The following is a 15628-nucleotide window of genomic DNA, read 5'->3' on the forward strand; positions in this document are numbered from 1 at the left end:
CCAAATACCTAATTTATTATTGTTGTTTGCTTTGTTGCTTCGGTGTTTAACACCATTTGCAACGTCATATCTGCGAGTTGTTCAAGCGATAAATCACCATCGGCTTTGTACCAATTTAACGACCAGTTGATGGCGCCGTTTAACAGGCGTCGCAATATGTGATGGTCGATATTTATCATGCCTTGCTGTTTGGCTTGTGCCAAGACATCTAGCCAATATTGTTCGTACTCGTCTCTCAGTTTTAACATGATCGCTTGATTGTCTTCACTCAACGAGCGCCATTCAAAGACCAATACCGAAATATGGGCACTGGTATCTAAGATTAGCGCTTGAAATTCACACAAAATTAATGCGAGTAATTTGTCTTTGATGGTGTGGTTGAGTGAAAGTGCCATTTCAACGCGACGAATATTTAGCATAATCGCCTGTTGCATAACTTGCTTAAGAATTTCTTGTTTATTGGGATAGTGGTGAAACAAACTTCCCGATTGAATACCAATGGCCTTAGCCAGATCCCGCACTGTGGTTTTATCGAAACCGCGATCGCGAAACAATGTCGCGGCCGCATTGAGCAATCGTCCTTTGGGACTTTGCGGATCAACGATGACCGACTCGCTAATGAGCTGGGATAATATTTGCTGGTTGTTTTGCTGTGATAATGCAACAAAAGCCATAGAAACCTTCTAATTTTGCGGCGTAACCTAGGTTATGGGTTCGCTGATTTTTTATTCTTATTCGAGCCACCTTACCAGCTTTTATTTCAATAACCAAGCAAGCGCTTGGCTTGTGCGATTTATAGGCAGTATTTCTTTGCTAAATAGTCTGTTTTTTACGCCTGAATTTAGGGCTTGTTGACCTTTCGAGGATGAATTTTGTGCAATTGACAAGGCTTTTTCGCAAGGCATGAGGAGCGATGCCTAGTTTACCTAGGCGAGCGACGAAAAACGCGGCGAAAATGTCTTGTCATTGCATCCGAAGGACAGCGTTTGTTTGTGATTTCTACGGCGTTATCGCCTGCTAGCTTAGCCCACTAAGCGTCGCAGGCTCTGCCTTGTATAAATCCCGAACAATTCGCTGTAAAAACCTTCACCAAAGATCAACAGGCCCTAACATCAACTGAGTCAAAAGGTGTATAATCAGGACAACAAAAAAGTGAGGTAAAACAGTGAGTTTAATTGACTTTAAAATGATGGGAGCCATAGAGCGAATCTTGTTGCTTAGAAGCGTGGCTATTGTTATTCAGCTTTGTGCTGTCATTGGCGTTTATTTGTTTATTCCTCACGACATTAGCGTGTTGCCGCTGTTGCTTATTATCGCTTTTGAGATTGTTTTTCACCTGCTAAGTTGGCAGCGTTATCGCCACCGTCAGGCGTCTACCATCGCCGTTGCCATTCAAGCCATCGCCGACATTGTTTTTCTCACTTTGTTAATGGCTTATAGCGGTGGCGCGACTAACGCCTTTGTGTCTTTGTTACTGATGCCTATTGTGATTGGCGCAGTGAGTTTACCCACTCGTATGTTAGCTGTTGTTTCTTTAGGGGCGGTGCTGGCATATAGCGCATTGTTAATGAGTTTGCCGACACACCAACATCACATGGATATGACTAATCACTTTATTGGCATGTGGGTAAACTTTTTGCTGTCGGTGATTGTGGTAACGCTAGTGGTTGGCACTATGTCGAAGATGATCACCAATCGCGAGCGCGCTATTGCTAGACAACGTGAAGATCAATTAAAGAGTGAGCAATTGGTGTCATTAGGCGTTGCATCGGCGCAGGTGACTCATCAACTGGCGACGCCATTAGCGAACTTACAATTGTTATTTGAAGAAATCAGCGAAGAATTTCCTGACGATGAAGCAGTAAAAGCCATGGCGTCACCGTTAGCTACTTGTCGTAATGAACTTAATCATTTTCGAGAGTTAGCAACGGCTATTCGCGAGAATCAAATTAGCGCGATTTCGCCACTCACCTTGTTTAGCAATATTAAAACCGCCAGCAATCTGCAATACCCTGAATTGGAGCTGGTTACTCATATCTCCGAGCACGACTTCGCCAATATACGGATAAATTCCGATGCTATGTTACTGCCTGCAATTTGTAATTTATTGCAAAATGCCGTGAAAGCGAATCAGCAAGCGGGCATCAATCAAGTGGAGCTTGGACTCGGCGTTGAGGCTGGTCATGTCATTATTTCAATTCGCGATTTCGGCGGCGGTATTGATGCCACGGCAGCCCATGGCGCTGCGCTGGTGGAAAGTGATAAGGGATTTGGGATGGCGCTAATGTTATCTAACAGCACCTTTGAGCGTTTAGATGGCGAGTTGTCTCTATCAAATCATGCTGATTTAGGCGCGGTGGCGTCGGTTAAACTTCCGATGGTGAATTCATGAAGTTGTTAATTATTGAAGATGATGTTGCCTTTGCACAAACCTTGGCGCGTCGGCTAACCAAGAATAATTTTGACGCGCATCTATGTCATAGCGCTAGCGATGCTTTGGCGATGTGCCTCGATATTGCGCCTGAGTATATTTTACTGGATATGAATTTGGCGGGAGATAGCGGTTTACAGCTACTTACCCCAATTCGAACCCAGTTGCCGCAGGCGAAAATAGTGCTGCTCACTGGTTATGCCAGCATTGCTACGGCGGTGGAAGCGATGCGTCTTGGTGCCGATGATTATTTAGCAAAACCTGTTACTACGCCGATGTTACTCAAATCGTTATTAGGCGAAGAGCAAAATAGTGCAGGTGAAAACTTGCAAGTGGATGAAGCTATGTCGCCAGAGCGCGTGGAATGGGAGCACATTCAGCAAGTGCTGGCGGCTAATGATGGTAATGTGTCTGCAACGGCGCGTCAGCTCAATATGCATCGTCGAACGCTGCAACGAAAACTACAAAAGAAGCCTGTTTTTAGGTGAGGGGCGGAAGAGGATAAGCGACTGTCACGGGTCCTTTGACAGCCGCTTAAAACGGGGAAAGGCTAAGTTAGAATTGGTAATCTAACGAGATATACATCGCACGGCCACGGGCGCTAATACGCTCGCCAACAGCAAAGTCACTGCCATTAGCGCGATTAACACCCCCTAGGTGCGGTTGGTAATTCTTATTGAGTAAATTAGTTACGCCAAGGCCAAGCGCCAGTTGGTTGTTGACGTCATAACTCGCTTTCCAATCGACAACGGCATAGCCTGCTGAACGCTGCTCATTATTGAGCTCAGATACGCGATTTTGTTTGTCGAAAGCGTGAATGGACAGCTGACTCTGCCAGTTTTGATAACTGTAGTGCAGAGCAATTTGTGCGTTGAGCGGACTAATACGATATAAATCATCGTTGCTATCTTCGCGCTTACCTCGCACGTAATTTACCAAACCACTTAGCGCAAACTGCTCGTTAATTGGCGCGCGCCAGTTGATATCTAGGCCGTAGATAGTCGCATCGATATTACTAAATTGCAGTGGTGCGCTGTCGCCCATCATGTTTGCTACCATCATCGCACTTGGGTTATCGGTGATGGAAACACCTTGAATGTAATCATCCACTTTTTGATAGAAAAGGTGAGGTTCAATGCTAATGCCATTGGCTTGATAATGTGCGCCAACATCGATTTGGTAAGCCGTTTCAGGATCGAGATTAATGTTGCCGATGTAAGTTTTGCCATCAGCTAAACCGCCCGTGGCTTGCATTGGCAGCCATAAGTAGCGCTCTTGATAGCTTGGCGCACGTTGTTTTACACCTGCACCAGCGAGCAGTGTCCAAGTATCATCGATGACCGTCTGGCTATTGGCCACTAAATCAAAAGTGGTGTCTGAGGTGCTTTTATCGCTTTGATTAAATGCTGTTTGCAGAGTTTTAACGTGCGGATTCATCATTGCCATTGAGCTTGAAACATCGCCTGAATCGCTGCTATTAAACTTAACGCGTGCCCCTAGCGTGTAATTGAACTTATCGCTGTCTTGGCTGTATTGTGCAAATACCGAATGACGCTGATCTTTTACGTCATTGAAATTGCGGATCAAAAACATCGCGTTATTTGGGTTTTCGATGTCTGCATCGTGAGTTGCGCTTACGCCATCAACGCCGAGTAGCCACTGTGCGAGTTCCAGCTCAATTTTGTAGTCGTAGGTTGTGGCAATAGCTGTCGTGTAGCGGTGCATACCCGCCATCATATTAGTGCGCAGTTGGTAGTTATCCATACCGTGGGTAGCATCTTGATATCCCAGATGCCAAGTTAGCACGTAATCGGCATCGGTAATTTTGCCATCGATGCCAAAGCGATCGGTATCTATATAATCGATGTCCATCGGCAGGGCAGGTGTACCTGTTTCATCGGTTTTTGAATGGTGCCAGCTCACACCGAATTCATGTTTGCCGTCGTCGAAACGCAGATCTAAACCCGCTTGCGTTTTGTCATATTGGCTGGTCTTGATAACACGCTTGTTGGCATCTTCGTAGTCATCCGCTTGTTGTTGGTTGGCATAGATAAACATCCCGAAGTTGTCACTGCTGGTTTGCAAGTTGCCACTAACCGTTGACGCGTCATTATGCTCGTTGTGATTGAGGTGAACCATGCCATTGATGCCATCGTTAGCCTGTGGATCAGCTTGCTTTAGTTTTACATCGATGGCACCGCCAATAGTGTCAATACCACTGCTCACTGGGGCAATACCGCGATATACCGATAGCGACTCAATCATAACTGGATTTAAATAAGTCAACGGTGCGTCCATCGCATTAGGACCTGCGCTAACGATTTTTTGACCGCCGATGCTTTTTGCTATGCGCGAGCCAAACATGCCGCGATATTGTGCGATCCCCGTGATTGGCCCATTTTTATTGATGCTGGCGCCCGGTACTGTGCTTAGCCAATCGGCAACATCTGGTTCAATGTAACTGCCTGTGGCAAAAGTTGATTGATCTTGAGTGAGGCGCGGTGCTGTAATGGTAATAACATCAAGCGTTTCTGGTGCCGCTTTAGTGGTTGCCGCAACAGCTTGAGGAAGACATAAAATACTGGCAATTAATGCCGATAAAGAACTAATTTTCATAACGGGCTCTGGCTAATAAAGTACCCTTATATTTTGAAGGGAGTTAACGCGCTAAACAAACGAATGGCTCGGCTAATTGGCAAAGTGCGACAATATGTCGCACCCTTTAATACAAGAAAGAAAATACGAGAGAGGGTAAGAGATGCAAGAGGTTTTAAATTTCTGGTTTAACGAGATCGAGCAGTCGCAATGGTGGACCAAAGATCGTGATTTTGACAATGAAATAATTGAGCGTTTTTCAAAGGTTCATCAAGCTGCGGTGGCTTGTGAGTTATATGATTGGCGAAAAACTCCAGAGGGACGCTTGGCCGAGATTATCGTGCTAGATCAATTCTCTCGTAATATGTTTCGCGCTACGCCTCAGTCCTTTGCCTATGATTCATTGGCGCTGGCCTTGGCACAAGAAGCTATCAATGTTGGGGCAGATAAAGCATTGGATGAAACACAGCGCAGCTTTTTGTATATGCCATTTATGCACAGTGAATCATTGGCAATTCACGAGCGTGCTGTTGAGCTATTTAGTCAGCCTAATATGGAGCACAATTTGGACTTTGAGATCCGCCATAAAGAAATTATCGAGCGATTTGGCCGTTATCCTCATCGTAACGACATTCTTGGGCGTAAATCTAGCGCCGAAGAAGTTGAATTTTTAACTCAGCCGGGCTCGTCGTTTTAACTTTTTTTAAAAAAATTCAATTTTTCTGCGACGATTTATCAACCTTAATTGTTATTTATATTAACGCAACACAAAAGGATTACATTTACATGGCATGGAACGATGATGATATCAGTGCCTTAGGCGAGGGCTGCAGGGTTTCTCAGCATAAATGTTATGTCGAGTTTTCTCCAATTTTATACACTGCAATTTTTAAGATTTGCGGAAATAAAGAGGTAGCTAGTGATCTTCTCCATGACTCATTTATTGATATTTTTCGTTATATCTCAAGTTTTAATTCTCATACTAACTTTGTTGCATGGATTAAGCGAATAGCGATGAATAATACGTTTAACTACATCAAGCGTCAGAAGACCTCTTTGAAATTAGTAGAACAGATTAATACTGAGCACGAAGAGCAATTTATTGAGCCTAACTCAACCCAATTAGATAAATTGCTAAATAGGTTAGTACCAGAGCAGCGAATGATCGTTTGGATGAGTGTTGTCGAACAATATACTCATAAGGAAATAGCAAATATTACTGGCAAATCTGAAAGTTATTCTAAGTCAATTGTTTCCAGAAGTTTATCTAAGTTAAGAACATCTACGGAGGTGAATCTTTATGTCGCCAATTAATAATCAAAATGCCACTGTTTCCGATATTGAAATGCAGCAAATATCACGTTCATTGAGAACTGAAGAATTATTAGAAACACCTATGATTCCGCCACAAGCTGTTTGGGAGAGAATTGAAGCGACGATCGATGAAAATATTACTAAAGAGCGTAATTTAAAAAAACGTTCTAGCCAGAATCGGAATAAAAGCTTTAATTGGGGAGCATGTGCAGCAGCTGTGACTGTAGCCGTTTCGTGTTGGATAGGATGGTCAAACTATCAATTACAAATGCAGTTCGCGTCTTTATTAGAACAGAATCAGTATTTGGAACAACAATTGTCTAAGCCGGGATTTACATCTTACTCAGAGGCAAACTTGATGCAGGATTTAGACGGAATTGAACTTCAACTATTACAGGCTTCGAGTAAAGAAGAACGTTTAGCACTATTAAAACAACGTCGAAAAAATATTGAAAAGCTTATAGATATCCAAAAAGGTAAACCTCAAGAGTTCTATCTGTAAACAACGTTTTAATAACAACATAAAAAGGAAAGTAAAATGAAAAAATTAATATTAGCCAGTGCTTTGGGATTGTGTAGCTTAGCAGCGCAAGCGAGTGAATCAAACGTATCGGTTGAGTTTGTTCAACCCGAACGTTATCAAGATATTAACGCTAGTGGTAATCAAAACCAGGCACGATATCAAGAACGGTTATTTAAGACGCTGGAAAAGCAATTTCAGGAGTCAGCAAATGACTTGCCAAATGGAATGACACTTGACGTTAAGGTTCTGGATATTGATCTAGCCGGTGCAGTTGCAATGGGATTGGGAATGGGTCAGGACATCCGTCAAGTTTCGGACAAGGACTTTCCGCGTATTCTGTTTTATGTTGTGTTGAAAGATCAAAACGGAAAAATCTTATTGCAGGGTAAGCAAAATTTACGCGACGCTAATTTACGCCACAATGAATTTAGATTACGTGGTAGCCAGTCTGATTTCTATATGGAAACAGCGATTGTTAAAAAGTGGTTTGACGGTGCACTTATTCCAGCGGTCGCAAAGCTATAAGAAGAATTACTAGAGGAATAGGGTAACAGAACTGTTTTCTGTTAATTCAACTCAAGGTGGAAATTATGAAATACGCAAATCAATTACTCTTAATCGGTTTGTTTGGTGTTGGGACCAATCAAGCGATCGCATCACAGTCTTGTTCATCAATGACAATATCGGACACTGCGAATAATGCGGTTTTTGAGTTAGTCGGTCATAACATGAATCGTGTTTCTGAAAGACGACGGATGTCAGAACGATTATTAGATGAGCAGAGCTTTACCCTAGAACCAGGTAATCATACGATGACTTTTTATCGTTGGGATAAATCAAAGTTGCGAGGTGTATTACGCAATCCTCAGTTTTATTCCGGTATTAAGGCTGAGCCTGTCACAATTTCTGTAAACGTTGAAGCAAATAAGCATTACCAGCTGATTAATTCGTTGAAAGATAATAAATCTGTACTCGAAGTTGTATCAGTAACTAACAAAATATGTGATAACGATAAAAAGCTAAAAGCTCAAGCAAATGGTGGGATTGCCAAGGTTATTTTGCCAGAGTTAATTCAATATCGATTGGATTTGCTAATGGAAGAAATCAATCGCACTGGTGGTTCAAAACCGAATGTCATACCAACTAATGTCGTTAGTTATTTTGGTGCAATAGTTAAGCCAGCAACTAATAATAAAATGGTTATTTTAGCCGTATCACCATACTCCTTAGCAGATAAAATGGGGTTAAAAACTGGCGATAATATTACTCATTTGGGGGGAAACTCTATTACATCGTTGAGTAATGAAAGCAATTCGCCATTAACTGACTATTTAGAGCAATTACGAGATGGCGCAATAATGGAAGTAACCGTTGAACGCTCTGGAGAACAACTTGTAATGTCTAAGCGGTTTGATGTAAAGGTTGTCCCAGAGATTCAATATAGTTTTGCAACTAATGAACTAAAAAGACCTGCTCTAGTTAATAGTTCTAGTTTGCTTCCTGAGCTCGATCGAAAATTGGATAAGTTATTAATTGAAATTAGTGACCTACCTGAGCTAAAACATCGTGAAAATTTGAAACAGTTACGCATAGAAAGAGCAAAGTCATACGATAAGAAATATGGCATTACTGGTGAGATGGCTCAAACTAGAGATGGTTTTATAGTTCATCGTGTTAAAGCCAATAGTGCCGCTGATAATGTTGGCATACGCGCCGACGATGTCATTGTGGATTTTAACGGCGCAGATCTCAATGGTTTAAGTATCGCTGAAGTGTCAGGTATTATTTCTGATGTAAATGTTGGTGAGAAATATTCTCTAACGGTATCGAGAAATGGTCAGTTAATTGATCTTTCAGGAACGCTAAACCCCTTAGAGCTTCCTGCGTATCAACTTGCAATCAATACAGATTCTATTAGTAAAGCTAAGAATATTTTAGCCAATGTGACTAAAATTGTCCCTGTTCGCCGGATCGATAGAGTACAGTCTGGTGAAATCATAGGGTTCTACTTTGACCCTTGGGCTACTAATTTAAGCCGCTTAAGTAATAGAGATGGTGACTTAACCGGGCGCAGAGCATTAAATTCCAAAAATGCGTCCAATACCGCATCATCTAGCCGAAGTAGCTCTAATACAAGTAGCGGCTCGTCAAACAGTAAGCCTTCAGGCGCGTCTAATACTAATAACTAATTGAAAATATTGCCTCCTTAATCGGAGGCAATTTTATTTTGATAATATCTATGAAACAATTAAGTACCTTTTTAGTAATTTTATTTATTGTTGTGGTTAGTGGTTGTAATTCAATGATTATAACGCCCGAGTTAGACAGTGGTAGCTATCGATTGGAGAGTTACAAAGCACCTGTAACTGACATTAAAATGGATCAAATTTCATTGGCTTGTTATCAGGGAAGAGTTGCTGTTTGGCAACAAGGCTATAGGTTAAATCCGGAGCAAACAATGTTCCTTGTAAAAGCTCAATATCGCCATTTCTATGCATTGGTTGAGATGCAGGCGAATTTAGCTCCTGACAACCGTTATCGACTTAATAGGGCAATAGAAAAAGATGCCATTGATATCTGGATTGAAAATGAGGTAACTGGCGAACGTGTCGCAAAAGCTAAAACAGTATTATTGAAATCCATGCCCGCCAATGGGTTGAAAATATCTCGCCGCGACTGTCAGCCTTATATCTAAGTCCTTTTTCAATTAATTGTCTCGTCCTGAAATGTGTTTACACTTATAGGACGAGGCAAGTGACAATCGCATTCCCCGCCAATTTGTAACGGTCTTTAGCATCGAGATTAGTTATAAATGAAAGTAAGCATGTTTACTTTCATGTTTGATAACTTTGGCAAGATAATCTGAACATTATCAAATGTCTCAGGATTTTATGCTTAAGGTCGTTGTAGGTATTTTCATCGAAGGAGGCATTGATTTTAAAATTTGTGGTTTGCCGGCTCGCAGTACTTTTATCACCATTTCTTTCCCTTCTTGATGACTAAATAATTGTTCTTTAAATAGCTGCAATGATTCTTCATAAGGTAGTTTACTATGCAGGCTTAGCTGAGATATTTCACTGATTACATCTCCTTTTCTTAGCCCTAGTTGATGCGCAAGAGAATTGGGTAAAACTAACTTTACTCTTAATTGATTTATATGAGTTGGTTCTAGCAGTAACCCTACATTCTTTGCGATATGAGGAGGAATTTTAAAACTTAAATTATCAGCGGAAGATTGCTCTGAATTTAAATAGACGTAGATGTCCTGTGATAGTAGCTCCAACTTTTTTTGAATGTGAGCCGGTAGTTTATCAGTTGAACTGATCGGTGTTTGCATATCTAGCGCATGGAAAATTTCATCACTAGAGCATTTCATATCCTTTTCAGAACGAACTTTCACTTCATAATAGTAAGACAAAGGGTTTTGTTTATTTTCTCGGGCGATAGTAAGAAGTCGGTATTGTTTGTTTGGATTCACTTTAATCTGAAAATTTATTTCATTACTTTTTCTGTTCGTTTTGTTGTATTTAGAGTGCGAAGGCAGATGACGCTCTTTGAGCTTACTGACTTTCTCATTGTGTTTTGAAGGATATTTAAGAGATGTATTATGAGGATTATTATCTAATCCCCGATAAGTCGTTGTGTAGTGCATTGGTCGGCTAGTCGAAATACCTAAGCTTCTTTGAGCCGTAAAATTATGCAACCCTGGAGCCAGAGCTATTTTGCGTTTAGGTTTGGAAAAGTATTTCCCGTTGTGACTTGTTAATTCAATTGTGCCCCACTTTCCGGAAGGGGTGTGAAAATTGGTAGAAATATAGGCGCAATTGCTCTCTTGCTCTTGTGCTGAAACGGTTGCTAGCAATGGCATTGTTACTAATGATAGTAAAGTTATTAGTTTAATTTGCATGAGTACCCTCCTTATTTAAGATTGAAGCTGTAGACGAATTGTTAGTTTTCCGAGCTCTTGGAGCTCTTGCTGCAAAGTCAATTTTTTATTGTTTCGAATTAATGTAATTCGAATGCTTTTTGCTAATGTTGCTTGTTTGAAGGCCATCTCTAGAGCATTAGTGGCTTCTTCGTATGTTTGGAGTCCAGTTATTGCAGCATTGTTGATTGAAACAATGGTATCCATTGTCTTTAATCCGATTAGGGATGCTGTCGAATGAGGTTTAATGCTATTAATGATTAAGCCTTCTTTGAGTGAGCTTTTTCTAGATATTGTAACGCCCAAGTATTGAGGATATTGGGGAGAAATTGAGATAAGGGGAATCTGAGTTTTTCCGAGACTTTTATAATGAGCTATGAGTTCTAAAACAAGATCATCGAGTCTATAAGCAAGCGGGAATGGTAGTTCAGAGCCATTCGAATATGTAGAGATAACGTCGAAATCGGAAGTGATTAGAGTTTTTTCCTGACCGCAGTGAAATATTGATTGTTTTGATTGGCTAAGCTGTAGTGGAGATTGCGGATCATTAGTTGGGTTTAACGTAACTTTATAATGGTATCCAGCGGAGATCACCAATTCAATGGAAAAGGGAATGCTGTTCGTTGTTGCCCCTAAAAAGCCTGAAAATAAATAACGCCCGGTGTTAAACCTATAGTCATCTATCGAATTAACTGCATTGTGATTGATATGAGAAACTCGTACTTTGCCATACGTGTCGTCAAATGAAATAAGCGCACAACTAGTTTCGCCCTTTATATAAAATGGAAATAATAAACTAGTAACCAGAATTAGTACTCTTAACATCTTTATTCCTTATATAAATCTTTCTAATTGCTGTTCTTCGACAGAAAGTGCATTGATTAAATCTGTTTTGAGTTTAGTCAGTGCAACCCGATCTTCTATTTTTTCAGTTGTGGTAAGTAATTCTTCTATTTCAATTATCCTTATTTCAATTTCTACAATTGGCATTGACTTGTAGGATATTGATGAAATTGAAACTGGTATTTGTTCATTAGTTGATATCTGGCGCTGTGCTTTAAAGGTGTCCATAAAATAAGGGGCCAAGCATATAATAGATATTGCTGCAGCTAATGCTTGCCACTTTGTTTTATTTGATTTTTTAGGCTGAATTGCACGAGAGATTGTTTCCCAAGCTTCAGTCGGTGGCTCATAAGTTTGCAGCGTATCTAGTTCCTTTTGTAGCTTCCTAATATGACTTTCATGATCCGTTGGCATAAGGATTCTCCAGTTGCGTTTTGCTGATGCTAGATAATGTTCTAGATACGATGCTTTTTGAATAGCTGGGAGACCTTTCAAATAGTGCCCCTAGTTCTTCATGGGTATAACCTTCAGCGATATATAGCCATAAAATTAATCGAGTTTGCGGTGGAACTCTTAGCATTATCCTCGTTAAGGTGCTTTGCTGTTCAATTGTGAAATGAATGTCTGAGTTATCGATGAGATCTTGGGTATCTGCTAATACGGTTTGTTGGTATTTCTCATTTTTTCTTAGCCAACTTATAGTTTTGTTATAGCTAATTTTTTTGCACCATGGAATAAAGTTTTCCGGCTCATTTAGCGAATCCAAACTGTTAAAGGCTTGGATAAAGGTCTCCTGCAAAATGTCCTGAGCTGTAGAACGACAGTGACAAATTCGCAATACGGTTGAGTAGATTGTTGGTGATAGTCTTTGATAGCAAATAGAAAAAGCGCGTTGCTCGCCATTTTTCATTTGTTCAAAAAGTTGAATATCAAAGCCCATGCAAATCTCTAAAATTTAAGTTCTTAATCTGTTAGACGTTTAGTATGCCTAAAACCGTCGCAACAAAGTTAAATTAAATTTAGATTGCAGCAGATCTTGATGAGATATGAATCAATCGTCGCTGTGAAAGCTAATTTGCTTGCTGATATCGAAAGATTTTACGTCGATGTCAGATAAATGCTTGGCGATGATGTGGCGAATGATGTTATCTAGCTGTTGTTGCATTGAATCGAGTAATGCGTGCTGATCGTGAAAATAGCAGCTAACGTGCAGTGATTGTGGCAATTTATTAAAGTCGACGAGATGAGTTAACCACGAGAATTCGTCAAAACTGTCTTTGATTTCTTCACAAGCAATGGTCAATGCTTGGCGAATTTGGTTATCGAGTTTTTTATGAGTCTTTTTCATCGCGCGCGTTTGGTTTAGCATGGAGTTTTAATTACGGACGCCATATTACATGACTTCGCCAGAACAAACCGTGCTAATGCTCAACGTTATTGTTGTTTTACTGGGCTATCTCGTGATCTATCCGCGTGTCGCTGGCAATAATTTTAATAAGATCACCGGTCATGATCTTATTGCAACCAGTATAGTATTAATCACATCGGCATCGATGTATTACGACAGTGGCATCGAATTTAACTTGCTGGTGGGCACAGTAAATTGGTTTTGGTTTACGCTAATAACCTATATGGCCATCGAAATTCCAGTACTGCTGTGGTACATCAAAAAATACAAAGTGACATTGCCTAAATAGAGGAGCGATTATGGAACTAGTCTATAGTAACGATCAGTTGTTAATGGTAAATCACGTGCGTAATTTGCTCGACAGCGCCTATATTGAAAGTGAGCTTCGCAATGAGTTTCTTGGCAGCGGTGCTGGCGATTTAGCGCCACTAGACACATGGCCTGAGCTGTGGGTAGCAGAAGAAGACGTTGAAAAAGCTAAATCAATCATCGCAAATATGGACAACGAGTCTGCTCTCGTTTGGTATTGTCAGCATTGTGATGAAGAAAATCCTGCCGCCTTTGATATTTGTTGGCAGTGTGAAAAGGCAAAGGAATAGTGAAATGAAGATATTGAAGCATCTTGGTTTAGTTACTTTGTTATTGAGTGCACCTAGTGTTTACGCCGATAACAGCGAGTTACTGGTTAACGCGGCAATGGAGCGCCTCAAGCATCAAGTGCGTTATGATGGAGCTTATGTAAAGCTCGATTACCCGATGGGAGATGTACCCGCCGATACAGGTGTTTGTACCGATGTGGTTATTCGTAGTTATCGTCAATTGGGAATCGACTTTCAACAGCTGGTTCACGAAGATATCAAAGCCAACTTCAATCAATATCCGTCGAAGCGAAACTGGGGGCTCACTCGTCCCGATAAAAATATCGATCACCGCCGCGTTCCTAACTTGCAAGCCTTTTTCAAACGTCATGGTAAATCTATAGAGGTGACGAAAAATGGCAACGATTATAAAGCGGGAGATTTGGTGACCTGGATGGTTAATGGCAGCCTGCCGCACATTGGTATTGTGGTGAAAAAACGCAGCGCAGATGGTAAACGACCAATGATTGTCCATAATATAGGTCGCGGTCCAGAATTAGAGGACATGTTGTTTGATTATCCGATTACTGGGCATTATCGATATTAATTTTATCTCTATTCTACCCGTGCCTTCATCGCTTCAATATTAATAATTCCCGAGCGGTTTAAGGTGATTTTAAAGCGTTGGGAATATTGTTCACTACCACTACTTTGCACCAGCACGACGTTTATTTGATAGCGTCGTTCTACCCCTTGTTGACTGATTTTCTGACCGTCGAGGGAGTACAATCTGCCTTCACCTTTTTTAAGATAGCGCACTAGCGGCGTAAGGTTGAACATTATTTGTTCTTGAATTTCGTCGTAGCCAGGTAAAAACTTCTTAGCGATAACCTTAGTATCACTGCGAAAATGAAGGATTTGCGCGGCTAGTCTGTTTTGATGACGCCGTTTATTAAAATGCCGCTGCACATATTCAGGTACACGTTTTTCTTTAATAAACTCCAACCACACGGTTTGTTTCGCCACCTTGGTTTTAGTGGCGCTGTTGGAAAACAGCTGTTGCCATTTAGGTAGCCCTCGTTGGATGCGCCGCCATATTGATTGAGTAATATCGTCTTTAAAGGTTTCTCGTAGGCCGTAAATAACCCCGAGAATAGCCACTAATACCAAGGTTACTTCGGCAAAAGATGAGCGGGCATTAAGTACTAACGCCATCACAAACGCCATCATTACTGTCGTGACACCGCCGCGGACAAAGCGTTTTAAGTTGCGATTAAGATGACGCATGTCTTTGTTAAATACGACGCCGTATTCGATTAATCGCTGTAATAGGCGCATTTTATTGGTGATCCGGTTGGGATCATCTAGCGTGATTTGCGAGTTGTATTGATTGCTCTCGCGATAGCTATTTTCATCGCGGCATAATTGCAGCAATTGCTCACGAACTTCTGAATTTTCACTGGTTTTCGGACCTTTTGCCAATAACTTTAGGAATGATTGCTCCACATGCCAGCTAAGGTAGTTGTCGGCATTTTCGTGGTATGACTTAAATTTCTTATCGCTGGGCGTATTACGTCTTAGCTTCTTCAATAAGTTTTTGCTTTGTTCGGCTAACTCTAATGCTGTTGGATAAAACTCATCACTTTCTCGTTGTTGCAGTGCTTGTTTGATGTCGATATCGAGCGCGGTTTTAATTTGATAACAAAACAGGTTGAGGTTTACGCGATATTCGTCTTGCTGGCCTTTTTTAGCGCTGATAAAGCGACTGCGGACTAACGGCAAATGCAATTGATCAGAATAATAGGCAGAGCGTGTTTTAATACTGGAATGAAAGTAATCTGCTTCGTCGAGAGTTTGCGGGCTAATTCCCATTTCATTGGGCAGAGAAAAATAAAGATCGATGCGTTGTTGAGCTTGCGGCAGCAGTTGGTGACGCAATGTAAAAGAAAGGGCTTCGTCTTGACTTAACTTGGTTATTTTCACTAGTAGATAGGTACCTCTTTTTTATCTA

19 protein-coding genes are annotated in these 15628 nt (G+C 41.0%); 11 read left to right on the plus strand and 8 right to left on the minus strand.

Features of this window, described 5'->3' with window-relative positions:
• Window positions 1-8: 8 nt before the first annotated feature.
• The gene (locus MHM98_RS18465) at window positions 9-674 is read right to left on the minus strand and encodes a TetR/AcrR family transcriptional regulator (protein WP_239440879.1); all 666 of its coding nucleotides are present in this window, start codon (window positions 672-674) and stop codon (window positions 9-11) included.
• Between the two features lie 491 nt (window positions 675-1165).
• Here MHM98_RS18465 and MHM98_RS18470 point away from each other — a divergent pair, with 491 nt between their 5' ends.
• Both MHM98_RS18470 and MHM98_RS18475 read left to right on the plus strand, forming a co-directional pair.
• Window positions 1166-2392 (plus strand): ATP-binding protein, encoded by a 1227-nt coding sequence (locus MHM98_RS18470; protein WP_343229224.1) that lies wholly within the window; start codon window positions 1166-1168, stop codon window positions 2390-2392.
• A complete protein-coding gene (locus MHM98_RS18475) occupies window positions 2389-2919 on the plus strand; it encodes a response regulator (RefSeq protein ID WP_239440880.1) in 531 nt (176 codons plus the stop codon). The genes MHM98_RS18470 and MHM98_RS18475 overlap by 4 nt, the downstream gene beginning before the upstream one ends.
• 67 nt (window positions 2920-2986) lie before the next feature.
• Here MHM98_RS18475 and MHM98_RS18480 read toward each other — a convergent pair whose 3' ends face one another.
• Window positions 2987-5047 (minus strand): TonB-dependent receptor, encoded by a 2061-nt coding sequence (locus MHM98_RS18480; RefSeq protein ID WP_239440881.1) that lies wholly within the window; start codon window positions 5045-5047, stop codon window positions 2987-2989.
• A 142-nt stretch (window positions 5048-5189) separates the two neighbouring features.
• Here MHM98_RS18480 and MHM98_RS18485 point away from each other — a divergent pair, with 142 nt between their 5' ends.
• From MHM98_RS18485 to MHM98_RS18510, 6 genes are all read left to right on the plus strand, one after another.
• Window positions 5190-5723, plus strand: a complete 534-nt coding sequence (locus MHM98_RS18485; RefSeq protein ID WP_239440882.1) for a DUF924 family protein — start codon at window positions 5190-5192, stop codon at window positions 5721-5723.
• 89 nt (window positions 5724-5812) lie between these two features.
• Window positions 5813-6340: a sigma-70 family RNA polymerase sigma factor gene (locus tag MHM98_RS18490; RefSeq protein WP_239440883.1), complete on the plus strand. Its 528-nt coding sequence runs from the start codon at window positions 5813-5815 to the stop codon at window positions 6338-6340.
• Entirely contained in the window at window positions 6327-6842 is a 516-nt protein-coding gene (locus tag MHM98_RS18495; RefSeq protein WP_239440884.1) for a hypothetical protein, read from the plus strand. The genes MHM98_RS18490 and MHM98_RS18495 overlap by 14 nt, the downstream gene beginning before the upstream one ends.
• Window positions 6843-6878: 36 nt before the next feature.
• Complete coding sequence (locus MHM98_RS18500; protein ID WP_239440885.1) at window positions 6879-7388, plus strand: DUF3016 domain-containing protein; 510 nt, start codon at window positions 6879-6881, stop codon at window positions 7386-7388.
• Between the two features lie 65 nt (window positions 7389-7453).
• Window positions 7454-9052, plus strand: coding sequence for a PDZ domain-containing protein (locus MHM98_RS18505; RefSeq protein WP_239440886.1), 1599 nt, complete (start codon window positions 7454-7456; stop codon window positions 9050-9052).
• Window positions 9053-9102: 50 nt separating this feature from the next.
• Window positions 9103-9558 carry a hypothetical protein gene (locus tag MHM98_RS18510; RefSeq protein ID WP_239440887.1) on the plus strand — a complete coding sequence of 152 codons (456 nt, stop codon included), beginning with the start codon at window positions 9103-9105 and terminating at the stop codon, window positions 9556-9558.
• A gap of 186 nt (window positions 9559-9744) precedes the next feature.
• On the opposite strand, the gene MHM98_RS18515 is transcribed toward MHM98_RS18510, so the two are convergent.
• From MHM98_RS18515 to MHM98_RS18535, 5 genes are all read right to left on the minus strand, one after another.
• On the minus strand, window positions 9745-10770 hold the full coding sequence (locus tag MHM98_RS18515) for a hypothetical protein (RefSeq protein WP_239440888.1): 1026 nt from the start codon (window positions 10768-10770) through the stop codon (window positions 9745-9747).
• Between the two features lie 15 nt (window positions 10771-10785).
• On the minus strand, window positions 10786-11613 hold the full coding sequence (locus tag MHM98_RS18520) for a PDZ domain-containing protein (protein WP_239440889.1): 828 nt from the start codon (window positions 11611-11613) through the stop codon (window positions 10786-10788).
• 9 nt (window positions 11614-11622) lie between these two features.
• Window positions 11623-12045 carry a hypothetical protein gene (locus tag MHM98_RS18525; protein WP_239440890.1) on the minus strand — a complete coding sequence of 141 codons (423 nt, stop codon included), beginning with the start codon at window positions 12043-12045 and terminating at the stop codon, window positions 11623-11625.
• A complete protein-coding gene (locus MHM98_RS18530) occupies window positions 12029-12571 on the minus strand; it encodes a sigma-70 family RNA polymerase sigma factor (protein WP_239440891.1) in 543 nt (180 codons plus the stop codon). Before MHM98_RS18530 ends, MHM98_RS18525 begins: the two co-directional genes overlap by 17 nt.
• A 111-nt stretch (window positions 12572-12682) precedes the next feature.
• Window positions 12683-13000 carry a hypothetical protein gene (locus tag MHM98_RS18535; protein WP_239440892.1) on the minus strand — a complete coding sequence of 106 codons (318 nt, stop codon included), beginning with the start codon at window positions 12998-13000 and terminating at the stop codon, window positions 12683-12685.
• 28 nt (window positions 13001-13028) lie between these two features.
• On the opposite strand from MHM98_RS18535, the gene MHM98_RS18540 reads away from it, so the two are divergent.
• The 3 genes from MHM98_RS18540 to MHM98_RS18550 are packed head-to-tail and all read left to right on the plus strand — an operon-like array spanning window position 13029 to window position 14224.
• Window positions 13029-13328 carry a hypothetical protein gene (locus MHM98_RS18540; RefSeq protein ID WP_239440893.1) on the plus strand — a complete coding sequence of 100 codons (300 nt, stop codon included), beginning with the start codon at window positions 13029-13031 and terminating at the stop codon, window positions 13326-13328.
• A gap of 10 nt (window positions 13329-13338) precedes the next feature.
• Window positions 13339-13638: a DUF2007 domain-containing protein gene (locus MHM98_RS18545; RefSeq protein WP_239440894.1), complete on the plus strand. Its 300-nt coding sequence runs from the start codon at window positions 13339-13341 to the stop codon at window positions 13636-13638.
• 4 nt (window positions 13639-13642) lie between these two features.
• Window positions 13643-14224 (plus strand): DUF1287 domain-containing protein, encoded by a 582-nt coding sequence (locus tag MHM98_RS18550; protein ID WP_239440895.1) that lies wholly within the window; start codon window positions 13643-13645, stop codon window positions 14222-14224.
• Between the two features lie 8 nt (window positions 14225-14232).
• Here MHM98_RS18550 and MHM98_RS18555 read toward each other — a convergent pair whose 3' ends face one another.
• Complete coding sequence (locus MHM98_RS18555) at window positions 14233-15600, minus strand: hypothetical protein (RefSeq protein WP_239440896.1); 1368 nt, start codon at window positions 15598-15600, stop codon at window positions 14233-14235.
• Window positions 15601-15628 lie beyond the last annotated feature (28 nt).

Origin of the sequence: Psychrobium sp. MM17-31 (assembly GCF_022347785.1) — a bacterium.
Classification (GTDB): Bacteria; Pseudomonadota; Gammaproteobacteria; order Enterobacterales; family Psychrobiaceae; genus Psychrobium.

What these genes read in the sequence shown, in the direction of transcription:
- MHM98_RS18505 (WP_239440886.1), top strand. Translation starts at nt 7,454, where the DNA reads ATGAAATACGCAAATCAATTACTCTTAATCGGTTTGTTTGGTGTTGGG.
- MHM98_RS18535 (WP_239440892.1), bottom strand. Translation starts at nt 13,000, where the DNA reads ATGCTAAACCAAACGCGCGCGATGAAAAAGACTCATAAAAAACTCGAT.
- MHM98_RS18545 (WP_239440894.1), top strand. Translation starts at nt 13,339, where the DNA reads ATGGAACTAGTCTATAGTAACGATCAGTTGTTAATGGTAAATCACGTG.
- MHM98_RS18550 (WP_239440895.1), top strand. Translation starts at nt 13,643, where the DNA reads ATGAAGATATTGAAGCATCTTGGTTTAGTTACTTTGTTATTGAGTGCA.
- MHM98_RS18500 (WP_239440885.1), top strand. Translation starts at nt 6,879, where the DNA reads ATGAAAAAATTAATATTAGCCAGTGCTTTGGGATTGTGTAGCTTAGCA.
- MHM98_RS18480 (WP_239440881.1), bottom strand. Translation starts at nt 5,047, where the DNA reads ATGAAAATTAGTTCTTTATCGGCATTAATTGCCAGTATTTTATGTCTT.
- MHM98_RS18540 (WP_239440893.1), top strand. Translation starts at nt 13,029, where the DNA reads ATGACTTCGCCAGAACAAACCGTGCTAATGCTCAACGTTATTGTTGTT.
- MHM98_RS18485 (WP_239440882.1), top strand. Translation starts at nt 5,190, where the DNA reads ATGCAAGAGGTTTTAAATTTCTGGTTTAACGAGATCGAGCAGTCGCAA.
- MHM98_RS18525 (WP_239440890.1), bottom strand. Translation starts at nt 12,045, where the DNA reads ATGCCAACGGATCATGAAAGTCATATTAGGAAGCTACAAAAGGAACTA.
- MHM98_RS18490 (WP_239440883.1), top strand. Translation starts at nt 5,813, where the DNA reads ATGGCATGGAACGATGATGATATCAGTGCCTTAGGCGAGGGCTGCAGG.
- MHM98_RS18520 (WP_239440889.1), bottom strand. Translation starts at nt 11,613, where the DNA reads ATGTTAAGAGTACTAATTCTGGTTACTAGTTTATTATTTCCATTTTAT.
- MHM98_RS18510 (WP_239440887.1), top strand. Translation starts at nt 9,103, where the DNA reads ATGAAACAATTAAGTACCTTTTTAGTAATTTTATTTATTGTTGTGGTT.
- MHM98_RS18465 (WP_239440879.1), bottom strand. Translation starts at nt 674, where the DNA reads ATGGCTTTTGTTGCATTATCACAGCAAAACAACCAGCAAATATTATCC.
- MHM98_RS18475 (WP_239440880.1), top strand. Translation starts at nt 2,389, where the DNA reads ATGAAGTTGTTAATTATTGAAGATGATGTTGCCTTTGCACAAACCTTG.
- MHM98_RS18495 (WP_239440884.1), top strand. Translation starts at nt 6,327, where the DNA reads ATGTCGCCAATTAATAATCAAAATGCCACTGTTTCCGATATTGAAATG.
- MHM98_RS18515 (WP_239440888.1), bottom strand. Translation starts at nt 10,770, where the DNA reads ATGCAAATTAAACTAATAACTTTACTATCATTAGTAACAATGCCATTG.
- MHM98_RS18530 (WP_239440891.1), bottom strand. Translation starts at nt 12,571, where the DNA reads ATGGGCTTTGATATTCAACTTTTTGAACAAATGAAAAATGGCGAGCAA.